This window comes from Bradyrhizobium sp. USDA 4472 (genome assembly GCF_054058595.1).
Window position 1 is genome coordinate 2764740 of the sequence record NZ_JBSSAM010000001.1, and the last position, 21922, is coordinate 2786661.

Annotated in this window: 21 protein-coding genes; 10 read left to right on the forward strand and 11 right to left on the reverse strand. The window is 65.0% G+C overall.

The features are described 5' to 3' along the window. Positions 1–217 precede the first annotated feature (217 nt). On the forward strand, positions 218–1093 hold the full coding sequence (gene dapF, locus ACVWZ4_RS12660) for a diaminopimelate epimerase (protein WP_456700316.1): 876 nt from the start codon (positions 218–220) through the stop codon (positions 1091–1093). Continuing rightward, positions 1093–2346, forward strand: a complete 1254-nt coding sequence (gene mtaB / locus ACVWZ4_RS12665; RefSeq protein ID WP_456740421.1) for a tRNA (N(6)-L-threonylcarbamoyladenosine(37)-C(2))-methylthiotransferase MtaB — start codon at positions 1093–1095, stop codon at positions 2344–2346. Before dapF ends, mtaB begins: the two co-directional genes overlap by 1 nt. A 3-nt stretch (positions 2347–2349) precedes the next feature. Here the strand turns inward: mtaB and ACVWZ4_RS12670 are convergent, their stop codons facing one another. Then, entirely contained in the window at positions 2350–3459 is a 1110-nt protein-coding gene (locus tag ACVWZ4_RS12670; RefSeq protein WP_456736888.1) for a DUF2336 domain-containing protein, read from the reverse strand. A gap of 100 nt (positions 3460–3559) precedes the next feature. After that, a complete protein-coding gene (locus tag ACVWZ4_RS12675) occupies positions 3560–4261 on the reverse strand; it encodes an RluA family pseudouridine synthase (protein WP_456736889.1) in 702 nt (233 codons plus the stop codon). Between the two features lie 61 nt (positions 4262–4322). Between ACVWZ4_RS12675 and ftsY the strand changes: the two genes are divergently transcribed. Both ftsY and ACVWZ4_RS12685 read left to right on the forward strand, forming a co-directional pair. Further along, entirely contained in the window at positions 4323–5270 is a 948-nt protein-coding gene (gene ftsY, locus ACVWZ4_RS12680) for a signal recognition particle-docking protein FtsY (protein ID WP_456700312.1), read from the forward strand. 3 nt (positions 5271–5273) lie between these two features. Beyond that, complete coding sequence (locus ACVWZ4_RS12685; RefSeq protein ID WP_092233955.1) at positions 5274–5876, forward strand: septation protein A; 603 nt, start codon at positions 5274–5276, stop codon at positions 5874–5876. A gap of 135 nt (positions 5877–6011) precedes the next feature. Here the strand turns inward: ACVWZ4_RS12685 and ACVWZ4_RS12690 are convergent, their stop codons facing one another. The 5 genes from ACVWZ4_RS12690 to ccmA all read right to left on the reverse strand — a co-directional run bounded on the left by ACVWZ4_RS12690 (position 6012) and on the right by ccmA (position 9142). After that, complete coding sequence (locus ACVWZ4_RS12690; protein WP_456700311.1) at positions 6012–6605, reverse strand: DsbE family thiol:disulfide interchange protein; 594 nt, start codon at positions 6603–6605, stop codon at positions 6012–6014. Further along, positions 6602–6799: a heme exporter protein CcmD gene (ccmD, locus tag ACVWZ4_RS12695; protein WP_456740422.1), complete on the reverse strand. Its 198-nt coding sequence runs from the start codon at positions 6797–6799 to the stop codon at positions 6602–6604. The genes ACVWZ4_RS12690 and ccmD overlap by 4 nt, the downstream gene beginning before the upstream one ends. After that, on the reverse strand, positions 6796–7527 hold the full coding sequence (locus tag ACVWZ4_RS12700) for a heme ABC transporter permease (RefSeq protein ID WP_456700309.1): 732 nt from the start codon (positions 7525–7527) through the stop codon (positions 6796–6798). The genes ccmD and ACVWZ4_RS12700 overlap by 4 nt, the downstream gene beginning before the upstream one ends. 90 nt (positions 7528–7617) lie before the next feature. Continuing rightward, positions 7618–8286, reverse strand: a complete 669-nt coding sequence (gene ccmB / locus ACVWZ4_RS12705) for a heme exporter protein CcmB (RefSeq protein WP_456736891.1) — start codon at positions 8284–8286, stop codon at positions 7618–7620. A 253-nt stretch (positions 8287–8539) separates the two neighbouring features. Continuing rightward, entirely contained in the window at positions 8540–9142 is a 603-nt protein-coding gene (gene ccmA, locus ACVWZ4_RS12710; protein WP_456738267.1) for a heme ABC exporter ATP-binding protein CcmA, read from the reverse strand. Between the two features lie 238 nt (positions 9143–9380). Here ccmA and acnA point away from each other — a divergent pair, with 238 nt between their 5' ends. The 3 genes from acnA to ACVWZ4_RS12725 all read left to right on the forward strand — a co-directional run bounded on the left by acnA (position 9381) and on the right by ACVWZ4_RS12725 (position 14189). Further along, positions 9381–12101, forward strand: coding sequence for an aconitate hydratase AcnA (gene acnA / locus ACVWZ4_RS12715; protein ID WP_456700308.1), 2721 nt, complete (start codon positions 9381–9383; stop codon positions 12099–12101). 302 nt (positions 12102–12403) lie between these two features. Then, complete coding sequence (locus ACVWZ4_RS12720) at positions 12404–13183, forward strand: DUF1223 domain-containing protein (protein WP_456700307.1); 780 nt, start codon at positions 12404–12406, stop codon at positions 13181–13183. A 634-nt stretch (positions 13184–13817) separates the two neighbouring features. Beyond that, complete coding sequence (locus ACVWZ4_RS12725) at positions 13818–14189, forward strand: DUF2794 domain-containing protein (protein WP_456700306.1); 372 nt, start codon at positions 13818–13820, stop codon at positions 14187–14189. Position 14190: 1 nt separating this feature from the next. Here ACVWZ4_RS12725 and ACVWZ4_RS12730 read toward each other — a convergent pair whose 3' ends face one another. The 4 genes from ACVWZ4_RS12730 to ACVWZ4_RS12745 all read right to left on the reverse strand — a co-directional run bounded on the left by ACVWZ4_RS12730 (position 14191) and on the right by ACVWZ4_RS12745 (position 19219). Continuing rightward, positions 14191–14721 (reverse strand): N-acetyltransferase family protein, encoded by a 531-nt coding sequence (locus ACVWZ4_RS12730; protein ID WP_456740423.1) that lies wholly within the window; start codon positions 14719–14721, stop codon positions 14191–14193. Positions 14722–14842: 121 nt separating this feature from the next. Then, positions 14843–15634 carry a Bax inhibitor-1/YccA family protein gene (locus ACVWZ4_RS12735; protein ID WP_092233985.1) on the reverse strand — a complete coding sequence of 264 codons (792 nt, stop codon included), beginning with the start codon at positions 15632–15634 and terminating at the stop codon, positions 14843–14845. Between the two features lie 295 nt (positions 15635–15929). After that, complete coding sequence (locus tag ACVWZ4_RS12740) at positions 15930–18500, reverse strand: ABC transporter permease (RefSeq protein ID WP_456740424.1); 2571 nt, start codon at positions 18498–18500, stop codon at positions 15930–15932. After that, entirely contained in the window at positions 18497–19219 is a 723-nt protein-coding gene (locus tag ACVWZ4_RS12745) for an ABC transporter ATP-binding protein (protein WP_456700303.1), read from the reverse strand. Before ACVWZ4_RS12745 ends, ACVWZ4_RS12740 begins: the two co-directional genes overlap by 4 nt. A gap of 55 nt (positions 19220–19274) precedes the next feature. Between ACVWZ4_RS12745 and ACVWZ4_RS12750 the strand changes: the two genes are divergently transcribed. The 3 genes from ACVWZ4_RS12750 to zapE all read left to right on the forward strand — a co-directional run bounded on the left by ACVWZ4_RS12750 (position 19275) and on the right by zapE (position 21918). Next, the gene (locus ACVWZ4_RS12750) at positions 19275–19910 is read left to right on the forward strand and encodes an arylesterase (protein ID WP_456740425.1); all 636 of its coding nucleotides are present in this window, start codon (positions 19275–19277) and stop codon (positions 19908–19910) included. A 173-nt stretch (positions 19911–20083) separates the two neighbouring features. Next, the gene (gene thpR / locus ACVWZ4_RS12755) at positions 20084–20620 is read left to right on the forward strand and encodes an RNA 2',3'-cyclic phosphodiesterase (protein ID WP_456700301.1); all 537 of its coding nucleotides are present in this window, start codon (positions 20084–20086) and stop codon (positions 20618–20620) included. A gap of 110 nt (positions 20621–20730) precedes the next feature. Continuing rightward, positions 20731–21918, forward strand: a complete 1188-nt coding sequence (gene zapE / locus ACVWZ4_RS12760; RefSeq protein WP_456700300.1) for a cell division protein ZapE — start codon at positions 20731–20733, stop codon at positions 21916–21918. The last annotated feature ends 4 nt before the right edge of the window (positions 21919–21922 follow it).

Consider the following 21922-nt stretch of genomic DNA (forward strand, 5'->3'; position numbering starts at 1 on the left):
ATTCTCCCCAACAGCTTCCGTATCAAGACCTTGCCCACCAAGGCCCAAATCCCGGCCGCGCCTCCCTGGTCGCGCGAACTGCGCCGTTCTAACACGCGGGCGTCAAGTTCGTCCCATGACAGATGCGTCATGGCAGAGGTCCAGGCCTTTGGATCGCAAACCACTGGCCAGACGGCCAAGGATCGCCATATAAGGCAGGCGAAATTCGGGAATTTTCATGAGCGCCCTGGCCAACCACGCATTTGCCAAGATGAACGGCATTGGCAATGAGATCGTCGTTGTCGACATGCGCGATTCCGCGGGCAAGGTCACGCCCGACGACGCCCGCGCGGTGGCATCCGCACAAGGCGGCGTGCCCTATGACCAGCTCATGGTGCTGCAGAAGCCGCGGCTCGACGGCACCGAAGCTTTCATCAGCATCTACAACAGTGACGGCTCGGAGGCCGGCGCCTGCGGCAACGGCATGCGCTGCGTGGTGCGCCGCATCTTCGAGAAGAGCGGCCAGGCCACCGCAACGTTCGAGACCGCGGCCGGCCTGCTCAATGCCTGGCAGGGTCCGGCGCCCGACCTCTACACCGTCGACATGGGCGCGCCGAAGTTCGGCTGGCAGGACATTCCGCTGGCGGAAGAGTTTCGCGATACCCGGTACATCGAATTGCAGATCGGGCCGATCGATAACCCGATCCTGCATTCGCCGTCCGTGGTCAGCATGGGCAATCCGCACGCGATCTTCTGGGTCGACGACGTCAACGCCTATGATCTCGAGCGTTTTGGCCCGCTGCTGGAAAATCATCCGATCTTCCCCGACCGCGCCAACATCACGCTCGCTCATATCGTCGATCGCGAGCACATCACCATGCGCACCTGGGAGCGCGGCGCCGGGCTCACCAGGGCCTGCGGTTCGGCGGCTTGCGCGACCGCGGTCGCGGCGGCGCGGCTGAAGCGTACCGGGAGAAAGGTCGCGATGACGCTGCCCGGCGGCAAACTCGGCATCGAATGGCGCGAGCGCGACGATCATGTGCTCATGACGGGCACCGCGACCTTCGAATACGAGGGCAATTTCGATCCGGCGCTGTTCGCGCCAGCAGGCTGATGGCCGTCGACATCGTCACCTTTGGCTGCCGCCTCAACGCCTTCGAGGCCGAGGTGATCCGCAGCAGGGCCGAGGGCGCGGGTCTGACCGATACCATCGTCATCAACAGCTGCGCCGTCACCAACGAGGCGGTGGCGCAGGCGCGGCAGACGATCCGCAAATTGAAGCGTGAGCGCCCCTCGGCGCGCATTGTGGTCACCGGCTGTGCGGCGCAGACGCAAAGCGCGATGTTCGCCGGGATGACCGAGGTCGATCGCGTCGTCGGCAATGACGACAAGATGCGGGGCGAAGCCTGGTGCGCGGCGCGCGATGCTTTCGACCTCGGCGCCAGCGAGAAGATCGCCGTCAGCGACATCATGGCGATCGGGGAAATGGCGCCGCATCTGATCGACGGCTACGCGAGCGGCATGCCGCGCGTGTTCGTGCAGGTGCAGAACGGCTGCGACCATCGTTGTACTTTCTGCATCATCCCCTATGGCCGCGGCAATTCGCGCTCGGTTCCGATGGGCGCGGTGGTCGATCAGGTGCGCGCTTTGGTTGGGCGCGGTCATGCGGAGATCGTGCTGACCGGCGTCGATCTCACCAGCTACGGCACCGACCTGCCGGGCGCGCCGAAGCTCGGCCTGTTGACCAAGCAGATATTGCGGCATGTGCCGGAGCTGAAGCGCCTGCGCATCTCCTCGATCGATTCGATCGAGGCGGATAACGATCTGCTCGATGCCATCGCTGACGATATCAGGCTGATGCCGCATCTGCATCTGTCGCTACAATCAGGCGATGACATGATCCTGAAGCGCATGAAGCGGCGGCATTCGCGGCAGGATGCGATTGCGTTCTGCGATCAGGTGCGCCGCCTGCGTCCGGACATCGTTTTCGGCGCCGATATCATCGCGGGCTTCCCGACCGAGACCGAGGCCATGTTCTCGCGCTCGCTCGATCTGGTCGAGGAATGCGGCCTGACCTTCCTGCACGTCTTCCCGTATTCGCCGCGCCCCGGCACCCCCGCCGCGAAGATGCCGCAGGTTGCGGGTGGTGCGATCAAGGAACGCGCGAAGCGGCTGCGCGCAGCGGGCGAGGCAGGGTTGCGGCAGCGGCTGAGCGCGGAGACCGGCGCGACGCGCAATGTGCTGATTGAGAGCAGCGGGCAGGGGCGCACCGAGCATTACCTGCCGGTGGCGATTGCGGGCGAGCGCGTCGGCAGCGTCGTGCCGCTGACGATCACGGGCAACGACGGCGAGCGGCTGACGGCATAGCGCCTACGACGCCCGCACCTGCCAAAAGCGCAGCGTGCGCCGGGCGTTCTCCGGGGACATGCGGGCAAAATTGCTTTTCGCCCTTGCAAGATCCGCCGGCTTCATCGCCCCGCCGGCAAAGCGGCTTTCGAGCACGGCGATGGTGGTTTCCCAGCTTAGTTGTGCGGCCTTGCACGGCACCAGCAGGCCGTCTTCGCGCAGGCTCTGCATCAGCGGACGAATCACCTCGACCGTTGATCCGGACAATGCCGCCAGTGCGGCCACGGCTTCTTCGTAGCGCCGCTGTCGCGCGAAGTTCAGCAGCGTCGCCTCGTTGAGCTGGCCGGTCGCCTTGAGATGGGCAATCGCGCGCTTGGCGCCTTCGAAATCGCGCACGCCCGACATCTCGCGCTCGACGCCGACGGTGACGGCGGCAATCGCGCTCTGGATTTCCTCAAACAGATCGGGCGGTGCGCGCGACAGCAGGCGGGTGCGAACGGCATCAGTTGCGGAACGCAGCAAGCGCCGGCGCAGATCCGACGGCAGGTCGACGCGGACGCCGATGCTGACCGCGAGTTCGGGATCGCTCTCGGCCTGCCCGACGATGACCGTGAATCCCTTTCCGGACATGCGCGCGCCGGGATTGGCGGCGAGGCGCCGGCTGACGCTGGGGTAGCGCCGCGCCAGCAGCGCGTCCGTGACGATCTCCTTCAGCCACCACCGGCCGGCGACCGCGAGCAGGTGCGGTTCACCCTTGCTGGAGGCGATCCTCACCAGCTCGTCATCGTCGAGGCGCGCGGATTCCTGCAGCACGGGGCCCGCGATACGGATCTCGTCATTGCTGGCGAGGCGACGGATCACGGAGGGCGGCGCTTGCGCGATCGGCGCAAGCTGGGCGCTGATTTCGGCGAGCGCAACGCGCGCTGCCACATCGGCGATGGCGCGCAACTCGATGGTGCCGATCAGGCGCTCGAGCACATCGTCGAACAGCGCGATCTGCTCGTCGTTGAAGCTGCCGGCGGAGGAGAGGAACAGGTCGGTGACGCGCCGGGCCGTCTCCATGCCCTTTTCCGCCGAGCCGGTCCGGATCGCGGATTCGACCTCGTCGACGATCGATGGCTGGGCGGTGGACATGACGCGTTGCTCGTCCTGAGCGGATGGGAGGCTTGTTCTAAGCAATCGCCATCATTACCAACGAGCACTGAACGTTTCGTAAACCATGCCCCGGAAGCCGCTATTCCCCGTTCCAGCCGCAGGCGCGGAGCTTCTCGTGCATGTGGGGCGGGGCCGGCGCGACCACGCGGACCGGCTCCTTGTTCCGGGAGATCGGCACCACGATCTCGCGGGAATGCAGGTGCAGCTTCGGCTCGCCGAAGCGCGGGCCGTTGCCGTAGATGTTGTCGCCGAAGATCGGCCAGCCGGTCGCCGACGAATGCACCCGCAATTGATGGGTCCGGCCGGTCATCGGTTCCATGGCGAGCCAGGCGAACCCCTCGCCCCGGCCCATCACCTTCCAGTTGGTGATCGCCTTCTGCCCCTCCGGGTCGGGCTTCTGCCACCAGCCGCGTTCGGCATTGAGGCGGCCGAGGGGCATGTCGATGGTGCCTTCGTCTTCGGCAGGCCCGCCCTCGACCACGGTCCAGTAGGTCTTGCCGATCTTGCCATGCTTGAACAGGAGGCCGAGCGAGGCGGTGGCTTTCCGATGGCGGCCGAGCACGAGGCAGCCGGAGGTGTCCTTGTCCAGCCGGTGGGCCAGCACCGGAGGCCTCGGCAGGCCGAACCGTAGCGCGTCGAAAGAGTCTTCCAGATTGGGCCCGCCCTTGGGGCCGCGGTGCACCGGCAGGCCGGCCGGCTTGTTGATGACCAGCATCAGGCCGTCGCGATGGAGCACGCGGCCTAAAATCTCGTCTGCGGTCAATTGGGGAACATCGAGCAATTGCAGGACCTTCGGCTCAACACTTTCGTTTAACAGCGGGAACGGCTAACACACCGCCACCATGAACGATACCACGTCAGATCCCCCCAAGCTGAGCTGGTGGCGCCGCCTGTCCAACGGACTGAAGCGCACCTCGTCCTCGCTTGGGACCGCGGTTGCCGACCTCGTCACCAAGCGCAAGCTCGACCGCGCCATGCTCGACGACATCGAGGACGTGCTGCTGCGCGCCGATCTCGGCACCTCGGTCGCGGTGCGGATCGCGGATGCGGTGGGCACAGGGCGCTATGACAAGGCGATCTCGGCTGACGAGGTCAAGGACGTGGTCGCCGCCGAGGTCGAGAAGGTGCTGGCCCCGGTGGCGCTGCCGCTCGTGATCGATACGGCGAAAAAGCCATTCGTCATCCTGGTCGTGGGCGTCAACGGCTCCGGCAAGACCACGACAATCGGAAAACTCTCACAAAAATTTGCTTCCGAAGGCCGCAAGGTGATGCTGGCCGCCGGAGACACGTTTCGCGCAGCAGCCATCGAGCAGCTCAAGGTCTGGGGCGAACGCACCAAGACGCCCGTCATCGCGGGCGCGCAGGGCTCCGACTCCGCGAGCCTCGCCTTCAATGCGCTGACCGCGGCGAAAGAGCAGGCGATCGACGTGCTCCTGATCGACACCGCGGGCCGCTTGCAGAACAAGGCCGAGCTGATGAACGAGCTCGAGAAGGTCGTGCGCGTCATCCGGAAGGTCGACGCTTCGGCGCCGCATGCGGTGCTGCTCGTGCTGGATGCCACCGTCGGCCAGAACGCGCTGTCGCAGGTCGAGGCCTTCCATCGCACCGCCGGCGTCACCGGGCTGGTGATGACCAAGCTCGACGGCACTGCCCGCGGCGGCATTCTGGTGGCGCTCGCGGAGAAATTCAAACTGCCGGTGCATTTCATCGGCGTCGGCGAAGGCGTCGATGATCTCGCAGCCTTCACCGCGCGCGATTTCGCCCGCGCCATTGCCGGAATCGAAAGTTAGAGAATGGACAAGACCCAGCCGCATCCGCTGTTCAAGCTTGCGACCGAGCTCGGGCCGCTGCTCGTGTTCTTCTTCGTCAATGCGAAGTTCAACCTGTTCGCCGCCACCGGTGCCTTCATGGTCGCGATCGTGGCGGCGATGATCGCTTCCTATGTGGTGACGCGCCACATCCCGATCATGGCGATCGTGACGGGCGTGATCGTGCTGGTGTTCGGCACGCTGACCCTGGTGCTGCACGACGAAACCTTCATCAAGGTCAAGCCGACCATCATCTACGGCCTGTTCGCCGCGATCCTCGGCGGCGGCCTGTTGTTCGGCCGCTCCTTCATCGCCGTGATGTTCGACCAGATGTTCAATCTGACGCCGCAGGGCTGGCGCATTCTCACCCTGCGCTGGGCGCTGTTCTTCGCGGGACTGGCGGTGCTGAACGAGGTGGTCTGGCGCACCCAGAGCACGGACTTCTGGGTCAACTTCAAGGTGTTCGGCGTCACGCCGCTGACCATGATCTTCGCCATCGCCCAGATGCCGCTGACCAAGCGCTATGGCGTCGAGCCGGTGTCGCTGGAGACCAGCGAGGCCGAGGCGGGCGACGTGCGGAAGGGGTGAGCTGTCTCAGCTCGTCATTGCGAGGAGCCCGCGACAAAATTGCGAACGCAATTTTGCCCTGGCGACGAAGCAATCCAGAGTCCTTCCGCAGATGCAGTCTGGATTGCTTCGCTGCGCTCGCAATGACGGTCTTGGCTAAGACCCCGCCTTCAACGCCTTCTCCATCTGCGGCAGCAGCACGGTGCGGAAATTCTCCGGCGTGATCGGGCCGACCAGCTTGTAGACGATGGTGCCTTCGGGGTCGACGACGAACGTCTCCGGCACGCCGTAGACGCCCCATTCGATCGAGGCACGGCCGTTGGCGTCCGTGCCGACCCGGCTGAACGGGTTGCCGTAGCGGCCGAGGAAGCGGCGCGCATTGTCGGGCGCGTCCTTGTAGTTGATGCCGACGATCTGGAAGCGCTTGTCCCTGGCGAGTTCTGTCAGCAGCGGCGCCTCCTCGTGGCACGGCACGCACCAGGAGGCCCAGACATTGACGAGGCTGACCTTGCCCTTGAACGCGGCAGGATCGAGGCCCGGCACTCGCGTGCTGTCGGCCTGCAATCCCTCCAGCGGCGGCAGCGTGGTCTGCGGCGCGGGATGGCCGATCAGCGCGGAGGGGATCCGCGACGGATCGCCGCCGCCGAGCCGAAACCAGAACAGCACGGCAAGGGCGGTGAAGGCGAGCAGCGGCAGCACCATCAGGAAGGTGCGGCGCGACGCAGGTGCGGGGGTCGATTGATCGCTCATGTCGTCGTTCTTGGTGTGTCGATCGCGCTGCGGCCGGAGCGGCGGGTGACGCCGCTGCGCTCGAGCTCGCGCAAGCGCTGCGTCTGGTTGCGATAGTCGATCACGACCCAGCCGATCAGGAGCGCGACCACGATGGCGGCGGCGGCATAGGAGGTCACGATGAAGGGCGCGTAGGGGCCAAGCGACATCATCATGCTGCCTTCCGACCTGCCTGCATGATCTGCAGGGAGCGGACGCGCCGGCGCAAAATCTCGTTGCGCATCGCAGCCAGGTGCAGCGTGACGAACAGCAGCGTGAACGCGCCCGCCATCACCAGCAACGGAATCAGGAACGCCTTGTCGAGCGTCGAGCCGCCCATGCGCATCACCGAGGCCGGCTGGTGCAGCGTGTTCCACCAGTCGACCGAGAACTTGATGATCGGAAGATTGAGTGCGCCGACCAGCGTCAGCACGGCGGCAGCACGCGCTGCGCGCGAGGGATCTTCCACCGCGCGCCACAGCGCCATCAGGCCGAGATACATCAGAAACAGGATCAGCACCGATGTCAGCCGAGCATCCCATTCCCAATAGGTGCCCCACATCGGTCTGCCCCACAGCGAGCCCGTGAGCAGCGCGAGGAAGGTGAACGCGGCGCCGATCGGTGCGGCGGCTTTCGCGGCGACGTCGGCGAGCGGATGCCGCCACACCAGCGTGCCGAGCGAAGCCACACTCATCACGCCCCAGACGAACATCGACAGCCACGCATTGGGCACGTGGATGAACATGATCTTGACGGTCGCGCCCTGCTGATAGTCATCAGGCGCGGTGGCCGATTGATAGAGTCCGATCGCGAGCAGGATGATTGTCGCGGCCACGAGCCATGGCAGCACCCGCGCCGAGAGCGCGAGGAACCTGGTGGGGTTGGCGAGGTCGATCAGCGACATGGTGTTCTGATAATCACAGGTCGGCGCTCACGCAATCAGCATGAAAGCGCGCAGCGAAAGTTGATCGGGGTCAAGACAATCGAACCCATTTCAGTCCAGGCCATGTTTCAGGCTCGCCGCCGCCGCGAACGGGCCGATCACGAGGCTGACCAGCGACAGCGCGCAGAGGATCGAGAATGGCGCCCCGAATGACAACGGCCCCGTGATCGCGGCTTGCGAGGCTGCGACCCCGAAGATGAGCACCGGGATCGACAGCGGCAGCACCAGCACGGCCATCAGGAGCCCGCCCCGGTGCAGCGTCACCGCCAGCGCCGCACCGATCATGCCGGTAAAGGTCAGCGCCGGGGTGCCGGCGAGCAGCGTCAGCGCCACCGCGCCGGTGGCGGCCATGTCGAGATTGAGCAGCAGGCCGAGCACGGGGGTTGCGACAACGAGCGGCAGGCCTGCGGCCAGCCAATGCGCCAGCGCCTTGGCTGCGCAGGCCAGTTCCAGCGGGGTCCGGCTCATCGTGATCAAATCGAGCGAGCCGTCCTCATGGTCGGCCATGAACAGCCGGTCCAGCGTGAGCAGGCTGGCCAGCAGCGCGCCGAGCCAGAGGATGGCAGGCCCCAGCCGCGACAGCAGCGCCAGATCCGGTCCCAGCGCGAATGGCATCAGCACGACGACGGTCAGGAAGAACAGCACGCCAATGAGCGCCCCGCCGCCAACGCGGAGCGCGATCTTGATGTCCCGGCGGATCAGGGCGGACAGCGCGGTCATGGGTTGGCTTCGGCGCTGAGGTGGTCATGAGAGCCGAGCTCGTGCCCTGGACACACTGCGCTCCCTCCCCCCTTGTGGGGGAGGGCGGGGGAGAGGGGTAGCCCAGGAAATGGTGCGCTCGGGAGCAGAGAAGAGCTTCGTTCGACCGTGAGAGTCCCCGTGCGGCGCCCCCCTCCCTGACCCTCCCCCACAAGGCGGGAGGGAACGGAGAAAGCGGCGCTTAGCCGTTCGAAAAGCTGAGGGTCGTGCCGTCTCACGCCATTCCCCCGATCCGCAGCTCCCGCGCCTCGATCCCCAGCGGCCCATGCGTCGCCGCGATGATCAGGCCGCCGCCCGCCAGATGCTCCCGCATCAGGCCGCCGAACATCTCCTGGCCGGCGGCATCCAGCGCCGTGGTCGGCTCGTCCAGCAGCCAGACCGGGCGGCGGACCGCCAGCAGCCGGGCCAGCGACAACCGGCGGCGCTGGCCGGCGGACAGGAAGGAGGCGGGCAGATCGGCGGCATGGTCGAGACCGACCGCCGCGAGACTCGCGGCCGCGTCAAAACGCTTGCCGCCGAGAAAATCAGCCCAGAATGACAAATTTTCAGCCACACTCAGGGCCGGCTTCAGCGCATCGCGGTGGCCGAGATAGTGGCACTGCTCGGGCAGCGTCACGTCGGCGTCGCCCCCGTCCAGTACGATCGTGCCGCCGGCCGGAATGAGCAGGCCCGCGATCAGCCGCAGCAGCGAGGTCTTGCCCGAACCGTTGCGGCCGACGACGGCCACGGCTGTGCCGGAGGCCGCCTCGAAATCGAGCCCGGAAAACACCTCGCGGCCGCCCCGCACGCAAGTGACCCCGCGTCCGGACAGCTGCATCTGGCCTGGTACCAACCTGTTCAAGCCGGGCCTCAGGAATTCTTGGGGTAGCGCATCAGAATTTTTGGCTCGCGACTTGCTCGGTTCGATTGTGGCTGTGGCGGCGCGGTTAGAAAGCTTCTATAAGCCCGGAACTACTTGATGCAGCAACTCAACCTGCCTCTGCAAGCGACCCAGCCTGATGCGCTGACGGTGTTAAAATACCCTGCCGGGTATGTCTAACAATTGGGATTCCTACATGACCTCGCTCGACAGCTTCAAATGCAAAAAGACCCTCAAGGTCGGCGCCAAGACCTATGTGTATTACAGCCTGCCCACGGCCGAGAAGAATGGTCTGAAGGGAATTTCGAAACTTCCCTATTCGATGAAGGTCCTGCTCGAGAACCTCCTCCGCAACGAGGACGGCCGCTCGGTCAAGAAGGAGGACATCGTCGCGGTCTCGAAGTGGCTGCGCAAGAAGTCGCTGGAGCATGAGATCGCGTTCCGCCCGGCCCGCGTGCTGATGCAGGACTTCACCGGCGTTCCGGCCGTCGTCGACCTCGCCGCGATGCGCAATGCGATGCAGAAGCTCGGCGGCGATGCCGAGAAGATCAATCCGCTGGTGCCGGTCGATCTCGTCATCGATCACTCCGTGATCGTGAATTTCTTCGGCGACAACAAGGCTTTCGCCAAGAACGTCACGGAAGAGTACAAGCAGAACCAGGAGCGCTACGAGTTCCTGAAATGGGGCCAGAAGGCGTTCTCGAACTTCTCCGTCGTGCCGCCCGGCACCGGCATCTGCCACCAGGTCAATCTTGAATATCTCTCCCAGACGGTCTGGACCAAGAAGGAGAAGATGACGGTCGGCAAGAAGACCGGCACCTTCGAGGTCGCCTATCCCGACTCGCTCGTCGGCACCGACTCGCACACCACCATGGTCAACGGTCTCGCCGTGCTCGGCTGGGGCGTCGGCGGCATCGAGGCGGAAGCCTGCATGCTCGGTCAGCCGCTGTCGATGCTGCTGCCCAACGTCGTCGGCTTCAAGCTGAAGGGCGCGATGAAGGAAGGCGTCACCGCGACCGACCTCGTGCTCACAGTCACGCAGATGCTGCGCAAGCTCGGCGTGGTCGGCAAGTTCGTCGAGTTCTTCGGCCCCGGCCTCGACAATCTCTCCGTCGCCGACAAGGCGACCATCGCCAACATGGCGCCGGAATATGGCGCGACCTGCGGCTTCTTCCCCGTTGACGCCGCCGCGATCGATTATCTCAAGACCTCCGGCCGCGCCGCACCGCGAGTCGCACTGGTGCAGGCCTATGCCAAGGCGCAAGGCCTGTTCCGCACCGCCAAGTCGGCTGATCCCGTTTTCACGGAAACGCTGACGCTCGACCTCGCCGACGTCGTGCCGTCGATGGCCGGTCCGAAGCGTCCTGAGGGCCGCATCGCGCTGCCGTCCGTTGCCGAAGGTTTTTCGCTCGCACTCGGCAGCGAGTACAAGAAGACCGAAGAGCCCAACAAGCGCTTCGCCGTCGAGGGCAAGGACTACGAGATCGGTCACGGCGACGTCGTCATCGCCGCCATCACCTCCTGCACCAACACCTCGAATCCGAGCGTGCTGATCGGCGCCGGCCTCTTGGCGCGCAACGCCGCCGCGAAGGGCCTGAAGGCAAAACCGTGGGTGAAGACCTCGCTGGCTCCGGGCAGCCAGGTCGTGGCCGGCTATCTCGCCGATTCCGGTCTGCAGAAGGATCTCGACAAGGTCGGCTTCAATCTGGTCGGCTTCGGCTGCACCACCTGCATCGGCAATTCCGGTCCGCTGCCGGAGGAGATTTCGAAGTCGATCAACGACAACGGTATCGTCGCCGCGGCCGTGTTGTCAGGTAACCGCAACTTCGAAGGCCGCGTCTCGCCGGACGTGCAGGCGAACTATCTGGCCTCGCCGCCGCTGGTCGTCGCGCATGCGCTCGCCGGTAGCGTCACCAAGAACCTCGCCGTCGAGCCGCTTGGCGAAGGCAAGGACGGCAAGCCGGTGTACCTGAAGGACATCTGGCCGACGACGAAGGAGATCAACGCCTTCATGAAGAAGTTCGTGACCTCGACGATCTTCAAGAAGAAATATGCCGACGTGTTCAAGGGCGACACCAACTGGCGCAAGATCAAGACGGTCGAGAGCGAGACCTACCGCTGGAACATGTCGTCGACCTATGTGCAGAACCCGCCCTATTTCGAAGGCATGAAGAAGGAGCCGGAGCCGGTCACCGACATCGTCGAGGCGCGCATCCTCGCCATGTTCGGCGACAAGATCACCACCGACCACATTTCGCCGGCCGGCTCGATCAAGCTTACCTCGCCCGCCGGCAAATATCTCAGCGAGCACCAGGTGCGTCCCGCCGACTTCAACCAGTACGGCACGCGCCGCGGCAATCATGAAGTGATGATGCGCGGCACCTTCGCCAACATCCGCATCAAGAACTTCATGCTCAAGGGCGCGGATGGAAACATCCCCGAGGGCGGCCTCACCAAGCACTGGCCCGACGGCGAGCAGATGTCGATCTACGACGCCGCGATGAAGTATCAGCAGGAGCAGGTGCCGCTCGTGGTGTTCGCCGGCGCCGAATACGGCAACGGCTCCTCGCGCGACTGGGCCGCGAAGGGCACCCGCCTGCTCGGCGTGCGCGCCGTGATCTGCCAGAGCTTCGAGCGCATCCATCGCTCGAACCTGGTCGGCATGGGCGTGCTGCCGCTGACCTTCGAGGACGGCACCTCCTGGTCGTCGCTCGGCCTGAAGGGGGATGAGAAGGTCACGCTGCGCGGCCTGGTCGGTGACCTCAAGCCGCGCCAGAAGCTGACCGCGGAGATCGTCTCCGGCGACGGCTCGTTGCAGCGCGTTTCGCTGCTCTGCCGCATCGACACGCTGGACGAGCTCGATTACTACCGGAATGGCGGCATTCTCCACTACGTGCTGCGCAAGCTCGCGGCGTAGTCCATGATCCGGAAAACGGTGCAGCGGCTTTCCGGAAAGATCATGCTCCAACAACGATCGAAGTGCGCTTGGCGTACTTTAGCGCGCGAATTTGTGAACGGTGGCTCACCGCGACGTGAGTAGAAGCCTAGACAAAGGCGGCCTATCAAAAAGGCCGCCTTTGTTCGTTTGCGGTATGTTTCGGATGGGCCTGCCCGGCAAAATCCCCCCTTGGACGGTTGGATGCGTTCGGCCCGTAAGACTACGGTGACCATCAGGCGATAAGATCTTCCCTCAACGAGCTACCATGTGTGACGTTCGACATGACTGGAATGATGGCTTCTAATCTCGTTTCGCGATGGTCCGGTGCATTCTGGTCGGGAGCACTCGGCATCTGCGCCATCGTCGCCGTCATTCGTCCCGCCCAGGCCGATCCCCGCGCCGTGGTCGAGCTCTTCACCTCCCAGGGCTGCTCCTCCTGCCCGCCCGCCGACAAAATCATCGGCGATCTCGCCAAGGACCCCTCGATCATCGCGCTGAGCATGCCGATCGACTATTGGGACTATCTCGGCTGGAAGGACACGCTGGCGGACTCACGTTTCTCGGCGCGGCAGCGCGCTTATTCACGGATGCGCGGTGATCGCGAAGTCTACACGCCGCAGGTCGTGGTCAACGGCGCTGCGCATGTCATCGGCAGCGATCGCTCCGGCATCGAAAATGCAATCGACAAGACCGACTCAAGCGCGGGCGTGATGAGCGTGCCGGTGACGATGTCGCTCGCGGGCAAGCAGATCAACGTGTCGGTGGCGGCGAGCAAAGAGCCGGCGGTCTCGCATGGCGAGGTCTGGATCTGCTCGATCGTGAGATCGGTGCCGATCGAGATCAGCCGTGGCGAGAATCGTGGTCAGCAGATCACCTACCACAACGTCGTGCGCAATCTGCTCAAGGTCGGTGACTGGAACGGACGTCCGGAAAGCTGGACGGTCCCGATCGAGAATTTGACATCGCGCGATGGCGTGGACGGCGCGGTGGTCTATGTCCAGGACGGCAGTCGCGAGAAGCCAGGCGCAATGCTGGGCGCGGCGTACACCTCGCTGCACTGAAGCGAACGCTTCGAACTGCTGATCCGAGCACCACGTTCAATCCCCATGGTGAGGAGGCGCGTGAGCGCCGTCTAGCGGACATGCTCTGCACCGCCGCGAGCACCATGCAGGCCCCGCTCATGCATCCGGGACTCGATCGTTGGAGACGCCGCTTCGCGGCCCTCAGGATGAGCAGAAAGAATTTTCGCGCGGATGCTCGGAGTGCAGCTTCGTCGGGGCAACATGCAGCCACGAACAAAAAAAAGGACCAACTTGCGTTGGTCCTCCTTGTCGTGCGTACAGACCCGATCCTGTTCGACCCCGGGGGGCTGGGGGCTGAGGAATCCGGAACCGAAAGGACCGGGTCAACGCACACCAGCCTTGTCGCAGTGCAGGGCGGCAGGCGGTGGGCGGAAAAGCGGCGATCCTGTGATTCCTGCTAACGATCCCGTGACGGTTTGCCGCTGGGGAGTTCCACCGTTGCGTGTGTCATGATTCTCAGGCGCCCGGCGAGCTGAGCCGGGATCGTTCGAGAGGCCGGGCAAGAGCCTCTTGCGGCGGGGAACGGTTGGCGCGATCATGCAGATGTCATGATCCGCGGCTCCGGGGACGGTCTTCGCGGAGGCGGTCATGCCGAGCGATGAGGAGGCGCCCCATGAGTTTGACGTCGGAGGATGCCGATCCGAGCGAGCTGCGCGCAGCGGTGCGCCCCGCCGCTGCGAATGCCCAACCGAACCGGGTGACGTTCAACCGGCTCGAGCTGAACCGAATTCTCAACCTCTATGGCCGTATGGTTTCCGACGGCGAGTGGCGCGACTATGCCATCGACTTCCTGAAAGACCGCGCGGTGTTCTCGGTCTATCGCCGCGCCTCCGAAGTGCCGATCTACCGCATCGAGAAAGATCCGCGGCTCGCGCGCAAGCAGGGCATGTACAGCGTGATCTCGGCGACCGGCCTGATCCTGCGCCGCGGCCACGAGCTCGACCGCGTGCTGCTGGTGATCGACCGCAAGCTGGCGGCGGTGTGACCTACTTTCCGGGGACCGTCTTCGCGCCCTCGCCGAGATCGCGCTGCATCATGACCGTATCCAGCCAGCGGCCGAATTTCAGGCCGACATCGGGATGCGTGCCGATCATCTTGAAGCCGCCCCGGGTGTGCACGCCGATGGAGCCGGCATTGGCGGAATCGCCGATGACGGCAATCATCTGGCGGAAGCCGCGAGCCTCGCATTCGCTGATCAGCCGGTCCAGCAGCAGTGACCCAATGCCGCGGCGGTGGAAGGCGGGATCGAGATAGATCGAATTCTCGACTGTGAAGCGATAGGCCGGCCGCGGCCGGTAGGCGCCGGCATAGGCGTAGCCGGCGACGCGGCCGTCGAGCAATGCGACGAAATAGGGATAGCCGCCGTCGACCAGCGTGCGATAGCGGCGCGTCATCTCGGCGAGGTCGGGCGGATCGAGCTCGAACGTCGCGGTGCCCTCGCGGACGGCCTGCTGATAGATCGCGGCGATGGCGGGGAGGTCGGCCTCGATGGCGGGCCTGATTTCAGGTGCGGACATGGGGGCGAGATTAGCAGGGGCCTTGCTCCGAGCAACGTGATTTTCCTCATGACGGAGGCGGCGCAAACAAAAACCCCGGCCCTTCGGCCGGGGTTCGTGTCCGTTCTCTTGCGGCTGGCGCTTAGTCGCGCTGGCCGAGGAGCTGCAGCAGCAGCGTGAACAGGTTGATGAAGTTCAAATACAGCGAGAGCGCACCCGATATCGCCGCACGCTCGGCGATGTCACCGCCGGCGGAAGCGTAGCCGTAGATGTAGTCGTTCTTCAGGCGCTGGGTGTCCCAGGCGGTGAGGCCCGCGAACACGAGAACGCCGACCACCGACACGATGAACTGCAGCGCCGTGCTGGCCAGGAACAGGTTCACCAGGCTCGCGATGATAATGCCGATCAGGCCCATGAACAGGAACGAGCCCATGCCGCTCATGTCACGCTTGGTGGTGTAGCCGTAGAGGCTCAGCGCACCGAACGTCGCCGCGGTGATGAAGAACACCCGCACGATCGAGGTGTGCGTGTACACCAGGAAGATCGAGGACAGCGAGATGCCCATCAGCGCCGAGAACACCCAGAACAGGATCTGGGCGGTCGAGGGAGCCAGGCGGTTGATGCCGGCCGAGATCACGAACACCATGGCGAGCGGCGCCAGCATGAACAGATATTTCAGCGGGCTCACGAACATCGCGTAGCCGAACGGCGTCAGGAACAGCTTGCCGACGCGGACCGCCTCGGCCGTCGGAACGTCGGTCACGGCAGCCATGTAGACACCGAGCGCGGCGAGGCCGGTGATGGCGAGGCCGATGCTCATGTAATTGTAGATGCGCAGCATGTAGGCGCGCAGGCCGGCGTCGACCGTCGCGGCGTCAACACGCCCGGCGGCCCTGCCGAAAGGAGAAGCGTAATTGCGGTCTAGGTCCGACATGGTCGAATTCCCGTTGGTTGGCCCGGTCCGGCACGGGGGTTGCCATGCCGCCGGTTCGTCAAATTCTATCTCGGATACCGATGCCTGCCGACTAAATTTTGGCTAACAATCGGGGCTCCGAACCCATCCGATATGTGGGAAACTAACACATTCGCTGCAACCGTCCACGCGCGGCCGAATGTCGCCCTTTCGCGCAATCCTGACGAGAACCTGACAGCAGACGTGGTTAATCGCAGGAATCCTGCGCTTCCGGTCCGGCCGATTTCGGTCCGGCGCGGCTACCCGCTACCTTTTGTCACAAATTCCGCAACACCGTGGCGGGCTTTTTGTTCAAGGCCAGCAGCGTGCCCGCGAGCCCAAGCCCGACGGTGACGACCAGCGCGGCCACGACCACGCCGGCCGCGCTGCCGCCTTGCCAGACGAAGGTCAGCGTCATCAGCCGCGTCACGATCATCCAGGCGGCCATGCTGCCGGCGATCACGCCGAACATTGCGGTGGCAAGGCCGATCAAGAGGTATTCGAGCGCATAGGCGCCGAGCAGCCGCAGCCGCGTCGCGCCGAGTGTTTTGAGGATGACCGCATCATAGACCCGGTGGCGATGACCGGCGGCGAGCGCGCCGCCCAGCACCAGGATTGCCGAGATCAGGGTCACGGCGCTGGCGCCGCGGATCGCAAGCGCGAGGTTGGTCACGACCGCGCCGACCGTCTCCATCACCTCGCGCACCCGCACGCTCGTCACCATCGGGTAGGCGTCCGCCACCTGCTTGATGATCTTGCCGTCGCCGGCCGCATCGCCGCCCGATTCCGTCAGCGTCGCGATGTGGGTATGCGGCGCGCCCTTGAAGGCGCTCGGCGAGAACACCAGGACGAAATTGATGCCGAGCCCCTGCCAGTCGATCGTGCGCAGATTGCTGATTTTCGCCGCGATATCGCGGCCGAGCACGTTGACGACGATTTCGTCGCCGAGCTTGAGGCCAAGCCCGTCGGCGATCTTCTTCTCCATCGAGACCAGCGGCGGGCCTGAATAGTCGGCGCGCCACCATTCGCCCTCGACGACCTTGGAGCCTTTCGGCAGCTCGCCCGTATAGGTCAGGCCGCGGTCGCTCTGCAGCACCCATTCGGAATCGGTCGACGGCTTGAGGTCCTCGGCACGGACGCCGCGGGCCGCGACGATGCGCCCGCGCAGCATCGGCACGTCCTCGACCTTCGCGCCGGGGGCGATCTGGCGCAGATAACCGTCGAACTCGGCGGCCTGCGTGCTCGGAATGTCGATGAAGTAGAACGCCGGCGCGCGATCGGGCAGCGCCGCGAGGAACTGGCGCCGCAGATTGCCGTCGATCTGGGTGATGGTGACGAGCACCGCGAGGCCGAGCCCGAGCGAGAGCACGACCGACGGCGTCAACGCGCCCGGCCGGTGGATGTTGGCGATCGCAAGCCGCAGCATGGTGAAGCGCGTGCGCGGCAATCGGCGCGCGATCGCCATCAGCACGGCGGCGACGCCGCGCAGCACGGCGAACACGACGACGGAGGAGACCACGAACATCGCGGCGATGCGCTTGTCGAAGGACAGGCCGATCACGACGGCGACCAGCAGCACGACGACACCGCCCATGAACACGAGATAGCCCAGGCGCGGCCGGTGCCATTCGGCGGCGACGGTGTCGCGGAACAGCGCCGCGACCGGCACGTCATGCACGCGTCCGAGCGGCCACAGACCGAAGGCGAGCGCTGTGAGCAGGCCATAGACGAAGGACAGTGCGAGCTCGTCGGCATGCACCGCCGGCACCACCGGCAGCGGCAGCAGCTTGCCGAACAGGCCGACGATGGCGAACGGCATCGCCGCGCCGAGCGCCAGGCCGATCGCCGAACCGATCGCGGCCAGCAGCACGACCTGCGCCAGATAAATGCCGAACACGTCGCGCCCGGTGGCCCCGACGGCCTTGAAGGCCGCGATCACCTCGAGCCGGCGGTCGATATGGCTCTTCACGGCATTGGCAACGCCGACACCGCCGACCAAAAGCGCGGCGAGGCCGACCAGGGTCAGGAACTGGGTGAAACGGCTGATATTGCGTTCCAGCTGCGGCGAGGCATTGGAGCGGCTGCGGACCTCCCAGCCGGCCTGCGGCGCGGCGTTGCGGGCGTCGGCAATGAAGGTGTCGGTGGCGCGGTCGCTGTTGGCGGCGTCGGGCAGTTTGACGCGGTAAACCCAGCGTACCAGGCTGCCTGGCTGAATGAGACCGGTGGCACGCAAGGCCGCCTCGCTGATCAGCAAGCGTGGGCCAAACCCGATGCCGCTGGCGAGCTTGTCGGGCTCGGCCTCGACGCTGGAGCGGATCTGGAACGTCGCAGAGCCAATGGTGACGCGGTCGCCGATCCTGAGTGAAAGCCGCGCCAGCAGCGTCGGATCGGCAGCCGCGCCGAATGCGCCGTCGCGTTCCGCGAGCAGATCGGCGAGGGGCAGTGGCGGCGCCAGCGTCAACTGTCCGAGCATCGGATAGGTGTCGTCGACCGCCTTCATCTCGACCAGCGCCGGCTTGCCCTCGGCCGAGCGCGCCATGCCGCGCAAGGTGGCGGCGACGGAGAGGGTGCCGCGCGAGCGCAGGAAGGCGATTTCGTCCGGCTTGGCCTCGCGCTGGAACAGCACGAAAGAGACGTCGCCGCCGAGCAGCGTGCGGCCCTCACGCGCGAGACCGTCGCTGAGGCTCGCTGAGACCGAGCCGACGCCCGCAATCGCCATCACCCCGAGCGCAATGCAGGCGATGAAGACGTAGAAACCGCGCAGGCCGCCGCGCAATTCGCGCAAGGCATAGCGCAGCGACAGCGCGACGCCGTTCGGCCTCGCGGACGGTGCGATGGCGACGCTCATGCGCTGGTCGTCTGCGTGTCGATGCGGCCGGAGCGCAGGCGGATCACGCGGTCGCAGCGATGTGCGAGCGAGGAATCGTGCGTCACCAGCACCAGCGTCATGCCGCGCTCGGCATGTTTGGTGAAGAGCAGATCGATGATCTGCTTTCCCGTGGCCTCGTCGAGATTGCCGGTCGGCTCATCGGCGACGAGGATGGCGGGATCGGGCGCCAGTGCGCGCGCCAGCGCCACGCGCTGCTGCTCGCCGCCGGAGAGCTGCGTCGGATAATGATGCAGGCGATCGCCGAGTCCGACCGATTGCAGCTCCTCGGCCGCGCGTTTGTTGGCATCAGGATTGCCGGCGAGCTCGAGCGGCACCGCGACATTCTCCAGCGCGGTCATGGTCGGGATCAGGTGAAAGGACTGAAAGACGATGCCGACCTGGCGGCCGCGAAAACGCGCCAGCGCGTCCTCGTCGAGGGCATTGAAAGGCGTGCCTGACACCACCACCTCTCCGCTATCAGGTCGCTCCAGCCCCGCCATCACCATCAGCAGCGTGGATTTGCCCGAGCCTGACGGGCCGATCAGGCCGATCGTCTCCCCCGAGCCGATCCGCAGGCTGATATCCTTGAGGATGTGAACGCGTGCCGCCCCCGTGCCCAATGACAGATTGACGTTGGAGATGGCGATGGTGTCCGGCGCAGTGCCGGCGAGCGAAGAGGTTTCGATGCGACTGTCCATGGTCCGGTCATATGGCAACTCCGCACGTGGGGTCGAGAGGCGTTACGGATTGTTCATGCACATAGCCGTGTTGATGCTCGCTTTGATGACGCTCACGGGTCCGGCCCGGGCGGATTCGACAAAACCGATCAAGCTCGTCGTTCTCGGCGATTCCTTGAGCGCGGGTCTTGGCCTCCCGGCCCAGGATGCGTTTCCTGCCAAGCTTCAAAAAGCGTTGCATGTCAATGGCATAGATGTCGAGATGGTCAACGCTGGCGTATCCGGCGACACCTCGTCCGGCGGCCGCGACCGGCTCGACTGGTCGGTGCCCGAGGGAACCGAAGGCGTCATCATCGAGCTCGGCGCCAACGACGCGATGCGCGGCATCGACCCAGACTTGACGCGGGCGGCGTTGACCGACATCGTTCAGCGTCTGAAGGCGCGCAAGATCGCCGTGATGCTGTGTGGCATGCTGGCGCCGCCGAATTTCGGCGCGGGCTACGGCGCGCGCTTCAATTCGATTTATCCGGAACTGGCGAAGCGGTTCGACGTGCCGCTCTATCCGTTCTTCCTCGACGGCGTCGCCGCGGACGCCAAGCTCAACCAGGCCGACGGCATTCATCCGACCGCTGCAGGCGTCGACATCATCGTCAACAACATGCTGCCCACGGTGGAGGCATTCGTGCGCACGATCGGCGAGCAGCGCCGTTGAAATGCAGGCAATGCTAACCCTGACACCAGGGTTTTCCCGGTGTAGCCTCGCCAACACTTCGCAGAGTCACACAACTGCGATAGGAATCAGGGTACTGATGATTCGTCGCCGGCTCTAAAATCTGGATATGATCTCTCCCCGGGATCATGCCCAAGCATCGGGAGTACGAAACGATGCCGCGTTTGTTTACTGGTCTGGAAATTCCGGCCGAGGTCTGCCAGACGCTTTCCAATTTGCGAGGTGGCCTTCCCGGAGCCCGCTGGATCGATCCCGAAAATTATCACGTCACCCTGCGCTTCATCGGCGACATCGATGGCGTCTCCGCCAACGAGATCGCATCGATGCTGTTTCGCGTCGACCGCAAGCCGTTCGAGGTGAAGGTGCAGGGGTTGACGAGTTTTGGCGGCCGCAAACCGAGGGCGGTCGTTGCGACGATCGCGCCGAGCAAGCCGCTGATGGAGCTGCAGGCCGAGCTCGAACGCATGATGCAGCGGATCGGCCTCGATCCGGAGGGCCGCAAATTCATCCCGCACGTCACGCTGGCCCGGCTGCACGACGCCTCCGACCGCGACGTCGCCGACTATCTCTCGATCCGCGGCTACTTCCCGAGCAAGGCGTTCGTGGCGGAGCGCTTCGTGCTGTTCTCGTCGCGTGCGTCGACCGGCGGCGGCCCGTATGTGGTCGAGGACGCCTACGAGCTGTGTGAGTGAGCTCGTTCTTCCCCTCTCCCCGTAAGAACGGGGCGAGGGAGAAGAAAGCGCATAGCCCGTCCACCAATTGACGGCTTGCAATTTCCGCCGGTCTCTGGCGGTAAAGAGCCATGCTCTCCACCCCGAACTCCTCCTTCAGCGAAGCCTATCAGGCCCAGATCGCATCGGGCGCGATCGAGCCCGATGCCGCGCAGGCCGAGGTCGCCGAGGCCTATGCGGCGCTCGACCTGCGGCTTGCGAACTACAGCCCGAAGCGCAAGCAGGGGCTGCTCGCCCGCCTGTTCAACGGTGGCGACAAGAACGAAGCGCCGCGTGGCCTGTACATCCATGGCGAGGTCGGCCGCGGCAAGACCATGTTGATGGATCTGTTCTTCCAGCACTCCACGGTCGAGCACAAGCGCCGCGCGCATTTCCACGAATTCATGGCCGATGTGCACGAGCGCATCTACGATTATCGCCAGGGCATCGCGCGCGGCGAGATCGCCGACGGCGACGTCATCGCGCTGACGGCGAACGCGATCTTCGAGGAGAGCTGGCTGCTCTGCTTCGACGAATTCCACGTCACCGACATTGCCGATGCGATGATCCTCGGGCGCCTGTTCGCAAAGCTGTTCGAGCTCGGCACCGTCGTCGTCGCGACCTCCAACGTTGCCCCCGACGATCTCTACAAGGGCGGCTTGAACCGCGCGCTGTTCCTGCCCTTCATCAAGCAGATCTCGGACCACATGGACGTCTCGCGGCTCGATGCGCGCACCGACTTCCGGCTGGAGAAGCTTCAGGGCGTGCCGATGTGGCTGACGCCCGTGGACGGCGATGCCGGCGCTGCGCTGGATCGCGCCTGGGCCAAAATGACCGGCAATGCCAAATGCAGGTCGCGCGACATCCAGATCAAGGGGCGCATCCTGCACGTGCCCTGCTCGGCCCATGGCGTGGCGCGCTTCGGCTTCGCCGATCTCTGCGAGAAGCCGCTCGGTGCATCAGACTACCTCAGGCTGGCGCACGACTACCACACCATCCTGGTCGACCATATTCCAGTGATGGACTTCTCCCAGCGCAACGCCGCCAAGCGCTTCATCACGCTGATCGACACGCTCTATGACAATGCCGTGAAGCTGATGGCCTCGGCCGATGCCGACCCGATATCGCTCTATGTCGCGACAGAGGGCAACGAGGCGATGGAGTTCAAGCGGACCTCATCGCGCCTGATCGAGATGAGTTCGGAATCCTATCTGGCGCTGGCTCACGGGCGCAAGGATTCCACCGCCAGCGGCTCCACCAAAGGCTTGGTGGAGACTTAGGTCC